We start from the raw sequence: 17,635 nt of genomic DNA on the forward strand, positions 1-17,635 counted from the left end.
CAGGACACCGGCGCGCACGGCGACCACAGGGGAGCCGCCGTCCGCACACCGGCCGAAGGCGGTGCCGGGGCCATGTCTCCACCGGCCCCGGCACCGCCCTTCAGACTCTCCGGCCCTCGGGCCCTCAGCCTCTCAGCCGTCGTCCGACGGGCTCAGTGGAAGAAGTGGCGCGTACCCGTGAAGTACATCGTCACGCCCGCCGCCTTCGCCGCCTCGACCACCTGCTCGTCACGGACCGAACCACCCGGCTGGACCACGGCCCTGACCCCGGCGGCCGTCAGGATCTCCAGCCCGTCCGGGAACGGGAAGAACGCGTCCGACGCCGCGTAGGAACCCCGCGCGCGCTCCTCGCCCGCCCGCTCGACGGCCAGCTTGGCCGAGTCGACACGGTTGACCTGCCCCATGCCGACGCCGACCGAGGCCCCGTCCTTGGCCAGCAGGATCGCGTTCGACTTGACCGCGCGGCAGGCCCGCCAGGCGAAGGCGAGATCGGCGAGACCGGCCTCGTCCAGCGGCTCACCGGTCGCCAGCGTCCAGTTCGCCGGGTCGTCGCCCGCCGCCTGGAGCCGGTCGGCGACCTGCACCAGCGTGCCGCCGTCGATCGGCCGGGCCTCGACGGGCGCGGCGGGCGCCCCCGCGCAGCGCAGCACCCGGATGTTCTTCTTCCGGGCCAGCACCTCGACCGCGCCGTCCTCGTACCCCGGGGCGATGATCACCTCGGTGAAGACCTCCGCGACCTGCTCGGCCATCGCCACGGAGACCGGCCGGTTGACCGCGATCACGCCGCCGAACGCGGACAGCGGGTCGCAGGCGTGCGCCTTGCGGTGCGCCTCGGCCACGTCCGCGCCGGTCGCGATGCCGCACGGGTTGGCGTGCTTGATGATCGCGACGGCGGGCCCGGCGTGGTCGTAGGCGGCCCGGCGGGCGGCGTCGGTGTCCGTGTAGTTGTTGTAGGACATCTCCTTGCCGTGGAGCTGCTCCGCCCCGGCCAGCCCGCCCGCACCGTCCACATACGTGAACAGAGCGGCGCCCTGGTGCGGGTTCTCGCCGTACCGGAGCACCTGGGCGCGCTCGTAGGCGACCCCGATGAAGTCCGGGAAGCCGCCCTCGGCCGCCGACTCGTCGGGGGCGTAGGCGCGGGCGAACCAGGAGGCGACGGCCAGGTCGTACGCGGCGGTGTGCTGGAACGCCTCCGCCGCGAGCCGCTTCCGCGCGGCCAGGTCGAAGCCGCCCGCGGCCACCGCGCTGAGCACGTCCCCGTACCGCGCCGGGCTGGTGACCACGGCGACGGAGGGGTGGTTCTTGGCGGCGGCGCGGACCATCGACGGTCCGCCGATGTCGATCTGTTCGACGCACTCGTCCGGGGAGGCGCCGGACTCGACCGTCGCCCGGAAGGGGTAGAGGTTCACGACCACCAGGTCGAAGGGCTCGACACCCAGCTCCGCGAGCTGCTCGCGGTGGGATTCGAGCCGCAGATCGGCGAGAATCCCGGCGTGCACGCGGGGGTGCAGCGTCTTGACCCGGCCGTCCAGGCACTCGGGGAACCCGGTCAGCTCCTCGACCTTGGTGACCGGGACACCGGCGGCGGCGATCCGCCCGGCGGTCGAGCCGGTGGAGACCAGCTCCACGCCCGCCTCGTGCAGCCCGCGCGCCAGGTCTTCGAGACCCGTCTTGTCGTACACGCTGACCAGCGCCCGCCGTACCGGACGGCGGTCCGCCCCGGCGTTCGTCGCAGCGGAACCTTGGGCGTCAACAGTCACAGGAAAACTACCTTTCGTCCCTCAATGCGGTGGCCGTGCCGGGCCAGGCGCCCGACGACCTCCACGAGCAGCACGCGCTCGACTTCCTTGATCCGCTCATGCAGAGCGGCTTCGTCGTCCTCGTCCCGGACCTCGACCGCGCGCTGCGCGATCACCGGCCCGGTGTCGACGCCTTCGTCGACGAAGTGGACGGTGCACCCCGTGACCCGCACCCCGTACGCGAGCGCGTCACGCACCCCGTGGGCGCCGGGGAAACTGGGCAGCAGGGCGGGGTGGGTGTTGATGTAACGGCCGCCGAAGCGGGCGAGGAACTCCTTGCCCACGATCTTCATGAAGCCCGCCGAGACCACGAGGTCGGGCCGGTGCTCGGCGGTGGCCCCGGCCAGCGCCCGGTCCCAGGCGTCACGGTCCGCGTAGTCCTTCACCCGGCACACGAACGTCGGCAGCCCGGCGCGCTCGGCCCGCTCCAGACCGGCGATGCCGTCGCGGTCGGCTCCCACGGCGACGACCTCGGCCCCGAGGGCCTCGGCACCGGCGGCGGTCGCGTCGAGGAGGGCCTGGAGGTTGGTGCCCGAGCCGGAGACCAGGACGACCAGGCGGAGGGGGCGGGCGGAAGGGGGCGGGGAGGCCACGGGGGTCTCTTTCTCTCGCATACGGACGCGCGCGCACGGGGGCACACGGATCACCGGTCAGTCGCGGGCGGGCGGTCTGTCGCAGGGGCGTCCGCGCCCCCTGGGGGACCACCGGGCCCTGCGCAGATCCGGTGCCGAGGACGGAGCTTGCGATTTTGTACGGTCGTACGAATGACTCGTCCTCCCCTATACGGGGAACTCTACGAAGAGGCCGACCGTCAGCAACGATACCGGCACACGGGACGGCCCCCACGGGACGGGGGCGTTCACGGGAGGTAGCGTCAGGGGACACCACCCGTCCCGGAGGCGGGTACCACGACACAAGACCCGAGCGCCAGCGGGTCTGAGGGGAAGACGTTCACCACATGCGGGACCGACGCCGCCGTACGGACCTCCTGTTGCCGCGGGAGCGCCAGTCCACCGACGACAACAACCCCTTCGCCCCGCCGCCGGAGGGCAGGCCCGAGCAGCCGTGGCAGCCGCGGCGGCCCGCGAACGACGACGAATCCGGCTCCTCCGGCTCTTCCGGTTCTTCGGGCTCCTCCGGCTCTTCCGGAGGTGACTCCGGGGACCAGGGCGGCCAGCGGGGCGGCTGGGGCAGCCAGTGGAGCAGCCGGCAGCCGGGGCGCTCCTCGGGCGGCGGCTTCGGCGGCCGGCCGGGCGGCGGCCAGCAGGGTCCGGGCGGCTCCCCGGGGCTGCGCTGGGACCCGACCGACCCCGCCCAGCGGCGGGCGCGCTACGCCCTGCTCGCCGGTATGTGGGCCTTCTTCTTCGCGATCTTCGACTTCATGGAGATCGCCCTGCTGCTGGGCGCGCTGTCGGTCTACTGGGGCGTCAGCTCGCTGCGGTCGAAGGAGCGGCGCCCGGGGGCGGACGCGATCGCCCCGTCCCCGTCCCCGGCCGCAGGAGCGGGTGCGGCGGGCGGCCCGGCGCAGAACGGGAAGCGGGCGCAGCGGACAGCCGCCGTGACCGGCCTGGTGATGGGCGGCATCGCGCTGGCGATCGTGGCGGTGGCCTACACCGCGCAGATCGTCTACCGGGACTTCTACACCTGTGAGCGGGACGCCCTGACGAAGGAGGGGCAGATCGCCTGCAATCAGAAGCTGCCGGAGCCCTTGCGGGACGTCTTCGGCGTCAGCAAGTAGCCGCCTTCTCCCTCACTCGCCCCCGGGTCCCGGTTCATCGGGCCCGGGGGTTTCCGTTTCACCGGGCCCGGGGGGTTCCGTTTCACCGGGCCCGGGGGGTTCCGCCGCGCGGTCCGGGGGCGGCGCCGCGGGGCGGTCCCCGGGGGGCGGGGTGCCCCAAGGCGTGGGTGACGTGGGCCAGGGGCTGGCGGGCACGGCCCACGGGGGTGGGGGGTCCCCGTCCGCGACGGGGCGCGCCGGGAGGCCGTCGTACACGGGCGGCGGCTCGGCAGGGCGGGACATCGGGGCGGGGGCGGCAGCGGGGGCCGCTGGAGGGTGGGCGTTGTTCGACGCCTTCTGCGCCTTTGGGGGGGTTGGGGCCTTCTGCGGTTTTTGGGTGTCCGGTGACTCGGGGGGTGCGGGAGGTCCAGAGGGCTCGGGTGTTCCAGAGGATTCAGGAGAGGCAGGGGAGGCAGGGGCTTCGGAGGTGTCAGGGGCCTCAGGGGATACGTCGGTGGGTTGAAGGGACTCAGGGGTTGAAGGGGGTCGAGGAGGACGGAGGGATCGCGGAGTCTCGGCGGACGCACGGGACACCGGGGTCTCGGCAGGCGGACCGGAGCCCGGGGACTGGGCCGACGCACGGGACATCGGAGTCCTGGCGGGCGTACGGGACATCGGAGTCTCCGCTGAGGCACGAGACATCGGGGTCTCCGCTGAGGCACGGGCGCGCGATCCGCGGAGCCCCTTGAACCCCATGCCCATCCCCGCTCCCGTGAGCCGCGCGAGCAGCACCCGCCAGATCCGTACCGCCACCGCCAGCGGCACCGCGACGACCGCGATCCAGCAGAACGCCGCCGGACCCGTCAGCCACCACACGGGCCCGAACTCCGCCAGCCGCTCCGTGCCGAGCGGCCCCCCGGCCGCGGCCGACAGCACCGCGGTCAGCACCCCGCACCCGACCGCCGCGAGCAGCGCCGCCGCGGCCGTGTCCCAGACGCTCCACGCCAGTTCCCGGTCCTGGAACCGGGGCGCGGCCCGGGCCGCCGTGAAGGCCGCGACCACAAGGGCGGCCAGCACGGGAACCGCCAGGGCCGCCCAGTTCAGCGGTGTCCCCGGCCCCTCCGACGGCACCGCGGCCACCAGTGGGAAGGGCGGCAGGGCAGGGTCGCCCGTCACGACGAGGGGCGTGGCGGTCGCCTCCGTACCGAGGGCGAACCCCGGTCCCAGCCCGTACGAGGCCCCCCACACCGCCGCGTTCGGCACCAGCGCCAGGGCGAGCAGCAGCACCGCGAGCCGGCCGGACCAGCCACCGGAGAGATGCAGGAAGGTGTCTTGGGCGGCGTCCGCGTGCCCCACCAGACCCGCGGCGACCAGCAGCGCCCCGCCGCCGACGAGGACGAGTACGGCCGCGGCGGCCGAGCGCAGCGCGACCGTGACCCGGGTCCGCGCGAGCCACACCCGGACGGCTTCCGGCAGCCACCGGGGCAGCGGTCCGCCGGGGCGGCCCCGGGCCGTCCACACCCCGGCCGCGGCGGCGGCCACCGTCACCAGGGGCAGATGGGCGAGCGTGCTCAGCGGGTCGGGGGCCGGGGAGCCTCCGGCCGCGTACACCGTGATCACCGCCGCGACCAGCAGATACCCCAGGCTCACCGCGCAGAACGCCCCCAGCGGCGAGGGCCGGGGTCTGCGGCCGTGCGTATCGGGGGCGAGCCCGTCCCGGGCCGCCCGGTGGATCAGGCAGAGCGGCAGCGCCACCAGGAGCAGCGGGACGACGCCGATCGGTGCGGGCTGCCCCGAGAGGGTGTCCGCGCGCACCAGTCCGGTGCCGTGGGACAGCAGCCAGAGCGCGGCGGCGGCGTGCAGGGCCCCCTCGGGGCCGTCGTCCGGATAGGGCGCGCTGATCCACACCGTCATGACCAGAACGGTCAGCGCGCCCATGCCGAGCCCCGCCGCCGTGGCGCCGCGCACCAGACAGGCCGTCAGCGCGGGTCTCCGGCTTCCCTGCACGGGCACGGGGGTGCGCGGGAAGGGCGGGGGGCTGTGGTCGGTCGTCTGGGTCACGCGGCCATGCTGCCAACGACACGCGCTCTCTCCATGTAACGGGCGAATGCACGTTGTGTCGCTCAAAATACGCTTATGTACTTTGACGCCGGGTGCAGCGCTTCGGGGAGTTCCTCATGACCCAGAGCCCGAACCACTCCGCTTCGGACACCCCGCTGCCCTCCGCCAAGGAACGGCGCAAGCTGCGCGAGGCGCGGTCGATGAGCGAGCAGGAGGTAGCGGCGGCGCTCGGTGTCACCAGGGCGACGGTCCGCGCCTGGGAGAGCGGCCGGAGCGATCCACGGGGGCGGCGGCGGGCGGCGTACGCGAAGCTGCTGGCAGCGGCTCCGCCCGAGGCCGCCCCGGACATCACCCCGGATGCCGTCCCGGATGCCGCCCTGGACGTCACCCCGGACGTCACCCCGGCGGAGCAGTCCGTCGCGGCCGGGGCCCCGGCGTCCGTTCCCGGGCGCGGACACGAGCACGAGACCGGGCCGGGGCCCGTCCCCGTATCGGCGCAGACCGCGGCGGAGACGGTCACGGTCCTGGACAGGGGAACGGATACGAATACGGATACGGGAACGGGAACGGGCACAGCGACGGATACCGGGACGGACACGGGGCCCGCTGCCGCCGCGCCTGCGGAGCCCGAGCCGGGGGCCGGGGCTCCGGTCCGGGCCGACACGGCCGCCCCTGGCTCCGTACCACCGCCGGAACGGACCGTTCCGGCGGTTCGGGCGATGGCGCACCCGGGTGCGCCGAACGGTTCGCCCCCCGGCGGCCCGGGGCAGGATTCGGAGCCGCACGCTTCCGGCGACGGGACCGGCCCCGCGCGCACGCCCCGGTGGCAGTGGCCCATTCTCTCGGCCGACGGCGGTTTCCGGTCCGCTCAGGAGGGGTCCGCACCCGTCCCGGAGAGACTCGTTCCGGAGAGACCCGTTGCGCCGGGGGCGGTTCCGGAAGGGACAGATCCGGCGGGGGCGGTTCCGGAGGGCCCGGCCCCGGCGGACGCGTTCGACGCGCTCTACGACCGCACGGTCTCGTCCCTCATCCGTCAGGCGTATCTGCTCACCGGCCGTCAGCGGCTCTCCCACGAGTGTGTGGAACGGGCCTTCCGGCTCGCCTGGCAGCACTGGCCGGAGGTCGCCCGGGACCGGGACCCGGCGGGCTGGGTGCGCGCCGCCGCGTACGAGTTCGCCATGTCGCCCTGGCAGCGGCTGCGGCCCGCCCATCGGCACCCCGACACCCCCTCGCTGGAGAGCGAGCCGAGCGCCCTGCTCGAAGCCCTGCTGTCGCTGCCGCCCGCCTACCGGCGCACCGTCCTCCTGTACGACGGCCTCGGCCTCGATCTGCCCGAGACCGCCGCCGAGACGGAGGCGAGCACTCCGGCGGCGGCCAACCGGGTGCTCCACGCCCGCGAGGCGATCGCCGAACAGCTCCCGGGGCTGGCCTCGCCCGAGGCCCTGCACCAGCGGCTGACCGAACTGGCCGACGCCTTCCCCGCGCCGGAGCCCGCGACGGCGGCGTCGGTGCGGGAGGGCAGCGAACGCCATGTCTGGCTCTGGACCCGCACCGCGCTGACGGTCACCGCGCTGATCGTCAGCGCGACCGGATTCACTCTGATGACCGCCCCCCAGCAGTACGACCCGGGGGTCCCGACGGGGCGGCCGGTCGGCGGCGTGCCGGCCCTGGCGGGACCACAGGCGGCCGGCCCGGACAGCGGGCGGCTGCCGCAACGGCCGCGCGACGACGTGTCCGGCGGCCCCGGCCGACTGGTTCCCGAAGCCCGCTGAACGCCGCCCCGCCCGCCCGGCACCCGGCCACACCGGGTGCCGGGTGCCGGATGCCGGATGCCGGATGCCGGATGCCGGATGCCGGATGCCGGATGCCGGGGCAACGACGGGGGCTGCGGCGCACGGGCCGGACCCGCGAACGGCCCGCCGGGCCGGGGCACCCCGCGCCGCTCGGCCCCGGGACCCGCAGGCGAGGGGCCCCGGACTCCTGGACCCCGCCGCATGCCCTCGGCGCCGCACGGCCGGCCGGGCACGGGGCGCACAGGTGGCGCGGGAACGGGGGCGCGCAGGCGAGCGGCCCCGGACACCCCGGCCATTCGGGACGCCCCGGACGTACAGGCGGGGACGCATGGGCACGTCCCCGGACCCGGACGGCCCGGCCACACCGCCCGGACACGCGGGCCCGGACGCACGGGCCCGGACACGCGGATGGCCCGCGCCCCTTCCGGGGTGCGGGCCATCCGCCGTGCTCCGCGACTCCCCCGGCGGGCGGGGGCGGGCGGGTCGGCCTGCGAGGGCGGGATCAGCCTGCGAGGATGGCGCGCGCCAGCTTCGCCGTCTCGGTCGGGGTCTTGCCGACCTGGACGCCCGCGGCCTCCAGGGCCTCCTTCTTCGCCTGCGCGGTGCCGGAGGAGCCCGACACGATCGCACCGGCGTGGCCCATCGTCTTGCCCTCGGGGGCGGTGAAGCCCGCGACGTAGCCGACGACCGGCTTGGTGACGTTGGCCTTGATGAAGTCGGCCGCACGCTCCTCGGCGTCGCCGCCGATCTCACCGATCATCACGATCAGCTCGGTCTCCGGGTCGGCCTCGAACGCCGCCAGGGCGTCGATGTGCGTGGTGCCGACGACCGGGTCGCCACCGATGCCGACGCAGGAGGTGAAGCCGATGTCCCGCAGCTCGTACATCATCTGGTAGGTCAGCGTGCCGGACTTCGACACCAGACCGATCTTGCCGGGCTTGGTGATGTCGCCCGGGATGATGCCGGCGTTGGACTGGCCCGGGGTGATCAGACCGGGGCAGTTCGGGCCGATGATCCGGGTCTTGTTGCCCTTGCTGACGGCGTGGGCCCAGAACGCGGCGGAGTCGTGGACCGCGATGCCCTCGGTGATCACGACGGCGAGCGGGATCTCGGCGTCGATCGCCTCGACGACGGCGGCCTTGGCGAAGGCCGGGGGCACGAAGAGGACGGAGACGTCGGCGCCGGTCTTCTCCATCGCCTCGGCGACCGTGCCGAACACGGGTACCTCGGTGCCGTCGAAGTCCACCGTCGTACCGGCCTTGCGCGGGTTCACGCCACCGACGATGTTGGTGCCGTCACCCAGCATCAGCTTGGTGTGCTTCATGCCGGTGGCACCGGTCATGCCCTGGACGATGACCTTGCTGTCCTTGGTCAGGAAGATAGCCATGGTGGTGTGAATCCCTTACTTCGCCGCGAGCTCGGCGGCCTTGTCGGCCGCGCCGTCCATGGTGTCCACACGCTGCACCAGCGGGTGGTTGGCGTCGGAGAGGATCTTGCGACCCAGCTCCGCGTTGTTGCCGTCGAGACGGACGACCAGCGGCTTGGTGACTTCCTCGCCCTTGGACTTCAGCAGCTCCAGAGCCTGGACGATGCCGTTGGCCACCTCGTCACAGGCGGTGATGCCACCGAAGACGTTGACGAAGACGGACTTCACGTCCGGGTCGCCGAGGATGATCTCCAGGCCGTTCGCCATGACCTCGGCGGAGGCGCCGCCGCCGATGTCGAGGAAGTTGGCGGGCTTGACGCCACCGTGGTTCTCACCGGCGTAGGCGACGACGTCCAGGGTCGACATGACCAGACCGGCGCCGTTGCCGATGATGCCGACCTCGCCGTCGAGCTTGACGTAGTTGAGGTTCTTGGCCTTGGCGGCGGCCTCCAGCGGGTTGGCCGCGGCCTTGTCCTCCAGGGCCTCGTGGCCCGGCTGACGGAAGTCGGCGTTGGCGTCCAGGGAGACCTTGCCGTCCAGGGCGATGACCCGGCCGTCGGCGACCTTGGCCAGCGGGTTGACCTCGACGAGCAGCGCGTCCTCGGCCACGAAGGTCTTCCAGAGGGTCACCAGGATCTCGGCGACCTGGTCCGCGACCTCGGCCGGGAACTTCGCCGCGGCGACGATCTCGGCGGCCTTCTCCGGGGTGACGCCCTCGTTGGCGTCGACGGGGATCTTCGCCAGGGCCTCGGGCTTGGTGGCCGCGACCTCCTCGATGTCCATGCCGCCCTCGACGGAGGCCATGGCCAGGAAGGTGCGGTTGGTGCGGTCGAGGAGGTACGAGACGTAGTACTCCTCGGCGATCTCGGGGGCGGTCTCCGCCAGCATCACCTTGTGGACCGTGTGGCCCTTGATGTCCATGCCCAGGATCTGACCGGCCTTCTCGACCGCGTCCTCGGGGCTGGAGGCCAGCTTCACACCGCCGGCCTTGCCGCGGCCGCCGACCTTCACCTGCGCCTTGACGACCGACCGGCCGCCCAGACGCTCCGTCACCTCGCGCGCCGCCTCAGGCGTGTCGATGACTTCACCGGCCAGCACCGGTACACCGTGCTTGGCGAAGAGGTCCCTCGCCTGGTACTCGAACAGGTCCACGCGCGTCCGTCCCTTTTCTGAGTGATCGCGGTTCGTTGTCTGCGTGGGCGTGCCGCGAAGGGCAACGTGACTGCGGTGTCACAAGGGAGGCGCACACGGTGTCCGGGCACGCGGCATGTCCGCCTCGCAGAGTATCCCCGCCGCCCATGGCTCCCTAAATCGCAGATCACACATCGGCGGTGATAACAGTCACAGATCCCGGAGCCCCGGCACACCAGCGATCCGCAGGTACGGCTGAGACGCGCCGGACCGCCCCGGACCGCATCGGCACCGACCGGAAGGATCTGCTCCGCCCAGGGCCCGCGGCGGGCACCGCGGTCAGGACTCCGGTATCGGCAGCGGGCGCTTCTCGATCGCGGCGGCCATGACCTCCGGGAAGAGGTCGGGCGTGCAGGCGAAGGCGGGGGCGCCCAGCGCGGCCAGCGCGGCGGCGTGGTCCCGGTCGTAGGCCGGGGCCCCTTCGTCGGAGAGTGCCAGCAGGGTCACGAACTGTGTCCCCGCCGCCTTCATCGCGGCCACCCGCTTCAGCATCTCGTCCCGGATGCCGCCCTCGTAGAGATCACTGATCAGGACGACAATGGTGTCCGCGGGGCGGGTGATCTTCGACTGGCAGTACGCCAGGGCGCGGTTGATGTCGGTGCCACCGCCGAGCTGGGTGCCGAAGAGCACGTCGACCGGGTCGTCGAGCTGATCGGTGAGGTCCACGACCGCGGTGTCGAAGACGACGAGCCGGGTGTCGAGGGAGCGCATCGAGGCCAGGACCGCGCCGAAGACCGAGGCGTAGACGACGGACGCCGCCATGGAGCCCGACTGGTCGATGCAGAGCACGACGTCCTTCTTGACCGACCGGTCGGCCCGGGCATAGCCGATCAGCCGTTCGGGGACGACCGTGCGGTACTCGGGGAGGTAGTTCCTGAGATTGGCGCGTACCGTGCGGTCCCAGTCGATGTCGCGGTGGCGCGGTCGGCCGGTCCGCGCGGACCGGTCGAGCGCCCCGGTGAGCGTGGACCGGGTGCGGGTGGCGAGCCGCTTCTCCAGATCCTCGACGACCTTCCGCACCACGGCCCTGGCCGTCTCCCTGCTCGTCTCCGGCAGGGCCCGGTTGAGCGAGAGCAGGGTGCCGACGAGATGGACATCGGCCTCGACCGCCTCCAGCAGCTCCGGCTCCAGCAGCAGGGCGGACAGCCCCAGCCGGTCGATGGCGTCGCGCTGCATCACCTGGACCACGGAGCCGGGGAAGTAGCTGCGGATGTCGCCGAGCCAGCGGGCCACGGAGGGCGCCGAGGAACCGAGCCCCGCGCCCCGGGGCCGGGACTCTCTGCCGTCCGGCGCCCCGTAGAGCGCGGCGAGAGCCGCGTCCATGCCCGCGTCCGCCCCGCCCAGCCCGTACCCGGTCCCATCGGCACCCCCTCCCCCGAGCACCAGCCGCCACCGCCGCACCCGCTCCTCAGCCCGTGCGCCCTCCGTCTCCCCGGCGCCGAGCGAGCCGCCCGGCGCAGCCCCCGGCACCTCCGCCGCACCTGCCACCATCCGCCCCACGGTCCCCATCTGTGCCGCTCCCCTCATATCCCCGCCTCCATCTCATCCCGGCCCCCGTCGACGCCCCGCCGCATCTCCCACCCCAGCGGGCACGCCCGCCTCCATCGCCTCCCCTACCGCCGCCGCCTCCCGACCCGTGCCTCCCGTGGGCGCGGCCCCTGAGTCCCGACTCCCCGGGCGTCCCGGACCGCTCGCGGCGGACGCCGCGACCCGGACGGTTTCCCCACGCTCCCCGTCCGCCGCACCCGTACGCCCTGCCCGCCCCGGTCCCCCGCAGCCTCAGCGCCCCGACCCCGGGCACAGCCACCGGCGCCCCGCCACCGGGCCTCCGCCGCGAACACCCCAGCGGTATTTCCACCCCGCCCTGGTCGGCGTACTGGCCCGTCCCCGTACACCCGCCCCCGCTGCGCCACCCGGGCCCGTCGGCCCGCCCCTTCATGTCCCCGCCTCCGCACCACCGCTCCCCGCCCGGCGGACCGCCCCGCCCCCCTGGCCCTCCTCGGTGGGCCCGGCACCCGGACCCCCGGCTCCCCGGGCCTTCCGTAGTGCTCCAGCGGACACCGCGAGCCGAATGCGCGCCGGTCCGTCAGTACTCCAGCGGCCAGCGCGACGCGGAGGGGTGCCGGTCCGTCCCGGTACCCCGCCGCCGCATCGCCCGGGCCCCACCGGCAAACCACCCCGCCCCGGGCACAGCCGCCGCCGTCCCACCGCACACCCAGGCCGCCGCGCCTGATCTCCGGACGCCCCGGCGAGCGGTGCCCCGGGGGCGGCACCCGGGCCCGTCGGCCACCCCACCGTCCCCCCTTCATGTCCCCGCCTCCGCACCACCGCTTCCCGCCCGGCGCCCCGCATCCCGTGCGTCCCGGACCGCGCCCGGTGGACACCGCGCCCGTATGCCAGGCCCGCCCAGGCGACACCGGCGGACCACCCCGCCCCGGGCACAGCCACCGGCGCCCGCCGCACACCCGGTCCGCCGAACCCGGCCTCCGAACGCCCCCATGGCCGGTGCCCCAGGGGCGACACGCGGGGCCGTCCCCTTCATGTCCCGGCTCCCGCGCGGTCCCGCTCCGCCGGGCGGACCGTCCCGCCGCGGGGCTCGCTCCCAGCAGGCCCCGGTGCCGTCCCCGTGGACGGGGCCGCCGTGCCCAGCAGCAGCCGGAGGACCGGCAGCACGGCGTCGGCCCGCCGGTGGTCGAGGCCCGTGCCGAAGCCCGGAACGGCGGTGGGTGAGGGGCGGGAGCCGGACGCCGGTGCCGGGCCCCGTCGGATCAGCTCGCCCAGGGTGCGCCTGACTCCCGGCTCGTACGCGGAGAAGGTGCGGCGCAGCAGCGGGAGCACATCCGTGAACGCCTCCGCGGGGACACCCGTCAGCCAGGTGTCGACCAGGGCGAGCAGCCGCTCGTCGTGGACGAGCAGCATGCCGCCGCCCGAGGCTCCGCCGATGAAGCCCTCGATCCAGGCCGCCGCCCGGTCGGGCGGCACGGCCGCCGACAGCGCGAGGCCCATCAGCCGGGCCGCGCCGTCCTCGTCCAGTCGCCCGCCGTCCAGGAGGAGCCGGGCCGCCCGGCCCCGGATGACCCCGGGCACGGTGTCCCGGTCGGCGAGGCGGCGCAGCACGGCGGCCCAGCGGTCCTCCAGGCCGTCCGCCGGCGGCAGCAGTCCGACGGCGGTGTGGACCGCGTCCAGGTGGTCGCGCATCCGGGCCGCCCCGTCCGCGTCCAGCCCGGTACAGGCCGGTGGCAGACCGACGCAGATCCGCTCGGCGAGTCCGGTCGCGACCTCGGCGAGGGCCGTCGTGTCCGTGTCCCGGACATCGCCGTACCGCAGGGAGCGGGCGAGCGCGGGCAGCGCCTCGGCGAGCCGGCCGACGTCCGTGTCGAGCGCGGCCCGCTCGGCGAGGGCCCGCATCACGGCGGGCAGCGCGTCGGTGACCTCGGCGAGCAGGCACTCCTCGGCGAGCGCGGTGACCTCGGCCAGATCGGTCGCGGCGGCCGCCCTGCTCCCGGCCCGGGCGACGGCGGCGGTCAGGACGGTGGTGCCCCAGACCCCGGCCTCCGCGACCCGCACATGCAGCTCGGGCTCCCAGCGCAGCCGCCAGCTCTCCCGGAAGGTGCCGGTGCTCCCCCGCCCCCGGAAGGGCTCGCCCCAGCCGATGGAGAGCAGCCTCAGCCGGTGCAGCAGTCGGCTGCGGCCGGCGTCGATCTCCTTGCGCAGGTCCAGCTCGATCTCGCGCTCCGCCGCCTCGGGCTTGAGCCGCAGCGAGCGCTGGGCGCGGCCGATGTCCCGTTGCAGCGGCACGGCGGGCGCGCTGTCGGGGACCTCGCCGAGGACGTCGCCGACGATCAGCCGGTCGTGGACGAGGGCGAGCGGCACGTCGGAGCCGTCGCACATCACGGCCCGGATGGCGTCGGTGGTCTCGTGCAGCCCGGCGAGCGGGCGCCCCCGCATGACGGCCAGGGTCTCCGCGAGCCGTACGGCCTCGATGACATGCGCCGACGACACCATCAGATCGGCTTCCCGCAGCAGCCCGGCGGCCCTGGTCAGCCACCGTTCGACGACCCGGTCGGGCGAGTGGAACAGATGCGCGTACCACCCCGGGGAGTCGATACCGGCGCCGTAGCCGCTGTGCCGGGCGAGCCGCCGATGCGTCCAGGGCACCCAGGTGGTCTCGGTCCTGGTCTTCGGCAGCCCCTTGAGGAGCGCCCGGTCGGCGGTGACGGTGGTCCGCTCCTGGAGCGCGGGCACATGCCAGGCCCCGCAGACCACGGCGACCGCGTCCCCGAACTCCTTGCGCGCGGCCCGCACCTTGAGCCGCATATGGGCCTCCCGCACCAGGTCCCGCTCATGGCCCCCGTGGCCGTACTCCGCGCGCAGGGCCGTCATGGCCTCCCCGAGGGCGGCGAAGGGGGCGAGGGGGTCGCCGCCGTGGCCGGTGCGGTGCTCGACGACGTCCTCCCACCAGCGCTCCGGGTCCTCGTACCCGGCGGCACCGGCGAGGACCGCCAGCGGGTCGACCCGGACATCGGCCGCGTCCGCCGGGCCCGCGCCCTGGTCCCTGTCCATGGGGTCTGTGTCCGCCGGGCCTGTGTCTCCCGGGGGCCCGGCCCGCTCCGTCCCCGGGCCCGCCGACGGGTCGGCCGCTCCGTCCCCGTCGGCCGCGGTCAGCGCCAGCGAGTGCGCGGCCGGGAGGTCGATGAAGCGCACCGGCACCCCCCGGGCCAGCGCCCAGCGGATCGCCACCCACTCCGGGGAGAACTCGGCCAGCGGCCAGAACGCCGCCCGGCGGGGGTCGTCCACCACATGGGCGAGCAGGGCCACCGGCGGGCGCATCCCCTCGTCCGCCGCCAGCGGCAGCAGCGCGTCCCCCTCGGGCGGCCCCTCGATCAGGACCGCCGCGGGCTCCGCGGCCTCCAGCGCGGCCCGGGTCGCACGGGCGGAGCCGGGGCCGTGGTGGCGGACGCCGAGCAGCAGTGGCCCGCCGCTCATGCGCTCACCTCGCGGCAGGCGCGGTAGAAGTCCTTCCAGCCGTCCCGCTCACGGACGACCGTCTCCAGGTACTCCTGCCAGACGACCCGGTCGGCCGCCGGGTCCCGGACCACGGCGCCGAGGATTCCGGCGGCGATGTCGCCGGGGCGCAGCACCCCGTCCCCGAAGTGCGCGGCCAGCGCGAGCCCGCCGGTGACGACGGAGATCGCTTCGGCCGTCGAGAGCGTCCCGGAGGGCGACTTGAGCTTGGTGCGCCCGTCGGCGGACACCCCCGAGCGCAGCTCGCGGAAGACGGTGACGACCCGCCGGATCTCGTCGAGCCCTTCCGGCGCCTCGGGCAGGTCCAGCGAGCGGCCGAGCTGGGCGACGCGCCGGGAGACGATGTCGACCTCGGCGTCCGCGGTCGCGGGCAGCGGCAGCACCACGGTGTTGAACCGGCGGCGCAGGGCGCTGGAGAGGTCGTTGACCCCCCGGTCGCGGTCGTTGGCGGTGGCGATCAGATTGAAGCCGCGGACGGCCTGCGTCTCCTGGCCCAGCTCCGGAATGGGCAGGGTCTTCTCGGACAGGATGGTGATCAGGGTGTCCTGGACGTCCGCCGGGATACGGGTCAGCTCCTCGACCCGCGCGGTCATGCCCTCGGCCATGGCGCGCATGACGGGGCTGGGCACGAGCGCGTCCCGGCTGGGGCCGTGGGCGAGCAGCTGCGCGTAGTTCCAGCCGTACCGGATGGCTTCCTCGGGGGTGCCCGCCGTGCCCTGCACCAGCAGGGTGGAATCACCGCTGACCGCCGCGGCGAGATGCTCGGACACCCAGGTCTTCGCGGTGCCGGGGACTCCGAGGAGGAGCAGCGCCCGGTCGGTGGCGAGGGTGGTGACGGCGACCTCGACGATCCGGCGCGGGCCCACGTACTTCGGGGAGATCACGGTGGAGTCGGCGAGGGTGCCGCCGAGCAGATAGGTGGCGACCGCCCAGGGCGAGAGGCGCCAGCCGACGGGACGCGGCCGGTCATCGGCGGCGGCGAGCGCCTTCAGCTCGTGCGCGAAGGCGTCCTCGGCATGGGGCCGCAGGGCTTCGGAAGCAGTGTCCGCGGCGTTTTCGGGCAGGGTCATGGATCCCCCTCCAGATCGTTCGACTCATTCGATCCGACGTGCGATCCACCCTGCACCACCCCACTGACAATCCGTCATTTCCCCAGCTCAGAGCGGATTGTCAGTGGGTCCTTCTACCGTCGTACACATGCTGGGATCGAACGGGGGACAGCCCCCGAACCCCCCGGAGCAGGGGGTGCGCTGGGCGGCGGACCAGGTGCTGGCACTGGCTCCTGACGCCGCGTCGCAGAAGGCGGGGAGCCGGCTCGGTGTGCCGGGACCCTGGTCGGGGACGGGAGTGGAGGGGACGGGGGTGTGGGGTCTGTGCAAGGGCAGCGGCAGCCGCCCGTACCAAACGGTCGTGGACCTCTCGGGGCCCGCGTACCGATGCAGTTGTCCGAGCCGGAAGTTCCCCTGCAAGCACGCGCTGGGGCTGCTGCTGCTCTGGTCGGCGGGTGAGCGGGGCGTGGCGGCCGCCGCGCCGCCCGAGTGGGCCGGGGAGTGGCTGGCCGACCGCGCGCTGCGGGCGGCACGGACGGCGGCGGACGCGGCGGGCGGCGGGGGCGGAGCGGCCACCGGGGAGCCGGGCGCGGCCGGGGGCCGCGGGGCCCGGGGCGGTGACGCCGCGCGGGAGGCGGCCAGACGCCGGGCGGAGCGCCGGGCCGAGCGGGTCTCGGCGGGCGTCGGCGAGTTGGAGCAGCGGCTCGCGGATCTGATGCGCGGGGGGATGGCGGCGGCCGAGCGCTCGGGGTACGGGCTCTGGGAGGAGACCGCGGCCCGCATGGTCGACGCGCAGGCCCCCGGCCTCGCGGCGCGGGTGCGGGAGCTGGGCGCGCTCCCGGGCACGGGCCCGGGCTGGCCGGTGCGGCTGCTGGAGGAGTGCGCGCTGACGCATCTGCTGGACGCGGCCTGGCTGGGCATCGACCGGCTGCCCGATCCGCTGGCGGCGACGGTCCGCACCCGGGTCGGCCTCCCCGTGGCGGCAGAGGGAAGCCCGGTCCGCGACCACTGGCTGGTCCTCGCCCGCTACGACACACCCGACGGCAGACTCACGGCACGCCGGACATGGGTCCATGGACGGGAGTCGGGCCGTACGGCACTGCTGCTGTCGTTCGGGGCGGCGGGCCGCGCCCCCGAACCGGCCCTGGTCCCGGGGACGGAGATCGAGGCGGAGCTGACGCCGTTCCCGGGATCCGGTCAGCTGCGGGCCGAGTGGGGCGGACCGGCGGGGGCGCCCCTGCCCGCGGGGACACCGCCGCCGGGTGGACCGGTGGGCGCGGCGCTCGACGCGTACGGGCGGGCGCTGCGGGAGGACCCCTGGCTGGACGCCTGGCCGGTGACGCTGACGGACGTGGTCCCGGTTCCGCACGGCGACGGCTGGCAGCTCGCGGACGCGGACGGCGGGGAGGCGCTGCCCATCACCCCGGCGGCGCGCACCCGTTCCGGGCTGTGGCGGCTCATGGCGGTGTCCGGCGGGCATCCGGTGACCGTGTTCGGCGAGTGCGGCCACCAGGGCCTGGACCCACTCGCGGCCTGGCCCCCCGACGGCACGGGCCTGATACCGCTCCGATGAA

General features: G+C 74.8%; 11 protein-coding genes. 3 read left to right on the forward strand and 8 right to left on the reverse strand.

The genetic code is table 11. The annotated features are described in order from the left end of the window. Positions 1–152: 152 nt before the first annotated feature. Positions 153–1,760: a bifunctional phosphoribosylaminoimidazolecarboxamide formyltransferase/IMP cyclohydrolase gene (gene purH, locus CRV15_RS09785; protein WP_003961555.1), complete on the reverse strand. Its 1,608-nt coding sequence runs from the start codon at positions 1,758–1,760 to the stop codon at positions 153–155. Beyond that, on the reverse strand, positions 1,757–2,413 hold the full coding sequence (gene purN / locus CRV15_RS09790) for a phosphoribosylglycinamide formyltransferase (RefSeq protein ID WP_003961554.1): 657 nt from the start codon (positions 2,411–2,413) through the stop codon (positions 1,757–1,759). The genes purH and purN overlap by 4 nt, the downstream gene beginning before the upstream one ends. A gap of 344 nt (positions 2,414–2,757) precedes the next feature. Between purN and CRV15_RS09795 the strand changes: the two genes are divergently transcribed. Further along, on the forward strand, positions 2,758–3,537 hold the full coding sequence (locus CRV15_RS09795; protein WP_003961553.1) for a hypothetical protein: 780 nt from the start codon (positions 2,758–2,760) through the stop codon (positions 3,535–3,537). 12 nt (positions 3,538–3,549) lie between these two features. On the opposite strand, the gene CRV15_RS09800 is transcribed toward CRV15_RS09795, so the two are convergent. Continuing rightward, the gene (locus CRV15_RS09800; protein ID WP_003961552.1) at positions 3,550–5,577 is read right to left on the reverse strand and encodes a cell division protein PerM; all 2,028 of its coding nucleotides are present in this window, start codon (positions 5,575–5,577) and stop codon (positions 3,550–3,552) included. A gap of 116 nt (positions 5,578–5,693) precedes the next feature. Here CRV15_RS09800 and CRV15_RS09805 point away from each other — a divergent pair, with 116 nt between their 5' ends. Further along, positions 5,694–7,349 (forward strand): transcriptional regulator, encoded by a 1,656-nt coding sequence (locus tag CRV15_RS09805; RefSeq protein ID WP_003961551.1) that lies wholly within the window; start codon positions 5,694–5,696, stop codon positions 7,347–7,349. Between the two features lie 523 nt (positions 7,350–7,872). Here CRV15_RS09805 and sucD read toward each other — a convergent pair. From sucD to CRV15_RS09830, 5 genes are all read right to left on the reverse strand, one after another. Further along, positions 7,873–8,757: a succinate--CoA ligase subunit alpha gene (gene sucD, locus CRV15_RS09810; RefSeq protein WP_003961550.1), complete on the reverse strand. Its 885-nt coding sequence runs from the start codon at positions 8,755–8,757 to the stop codon at positions 7,873–7,875. A 15-nt stretch (positions 8,758–8,772) separates the two neighbouring features. Then, positions 8,773–9,948, reverse strand: coding sequence for an ADP-forming succinate--CoA ligase subunit beta (gene sucC, locus CRV15_RS09815; RefSeq protein ID WP_003961549.1), 1,176 nt, complete (start codon positions 9,946–9,948; stop codon positions 8,773–8,775). Positions 9,949–10,266: 318 nt separating this feature from the next. Then, positions 10,267–11,478, reverse strand: a complete 1,212-nt coding sequence (locus tag CRV15_RS09820) for a VWA domain-containing protein (RefSeq protein ID WP_078564560.1) — start codon at positions 11,476–11,478, stop codon at positions 10,267–10,269. A gap of 1,047 nt (positions 11,479–12,525) precedes the next feature. Next, positions 12,526–14,973, reverse strand: a complete 2,448-nt coding sequence (locus CRV15_RS09825) for a DUF5682 family protein (protein WP_003961547.1) — start codon at positions 14,971–14,973, stop codon at positions 12,526–12,528. Beyond that, positions 14,970–16,082, reverse strand: a complete 1,113-nt coding sequence (locus CRV15_RS09830; protein WP_003961546.1) for an ATP-binding protein — start codon at positions 16,080–16,082, stop codon at positions 14,970–14,972. Before CRV15_RS09830 ends, CRV15_RS09825 begins: the two co-directional genes overlap by 4 nt. 127 nt (positions 16,083–16,209) lie before the next feature. Between CRV15_RS09830 and CRV15_RS09835 the strand changes: the two genes are divergently transcribed. Beyond that, complete coding sequence (locus CRV15_RS09835; protein ID WP_003961545.1) at positions 16,210–17,634, forward strand: SWIM zinc finger family protein; 1,425 nt, start codon at positions 16,210–16,212, stop codon at positions 17,632–17,634. The last annotated feature ends 1 nt before the right edge of the window (position 17,635 follow it).

It is taken from the genome of Streptomyces clavuligerus (assembly GCF_005519465.1).
Lineage (GTDB): Bacteria > Actinomycetota > Actinomycetes > Streptomycetales > Streptomycetaceae > Streptomyces > Streptomyces clavuligerus.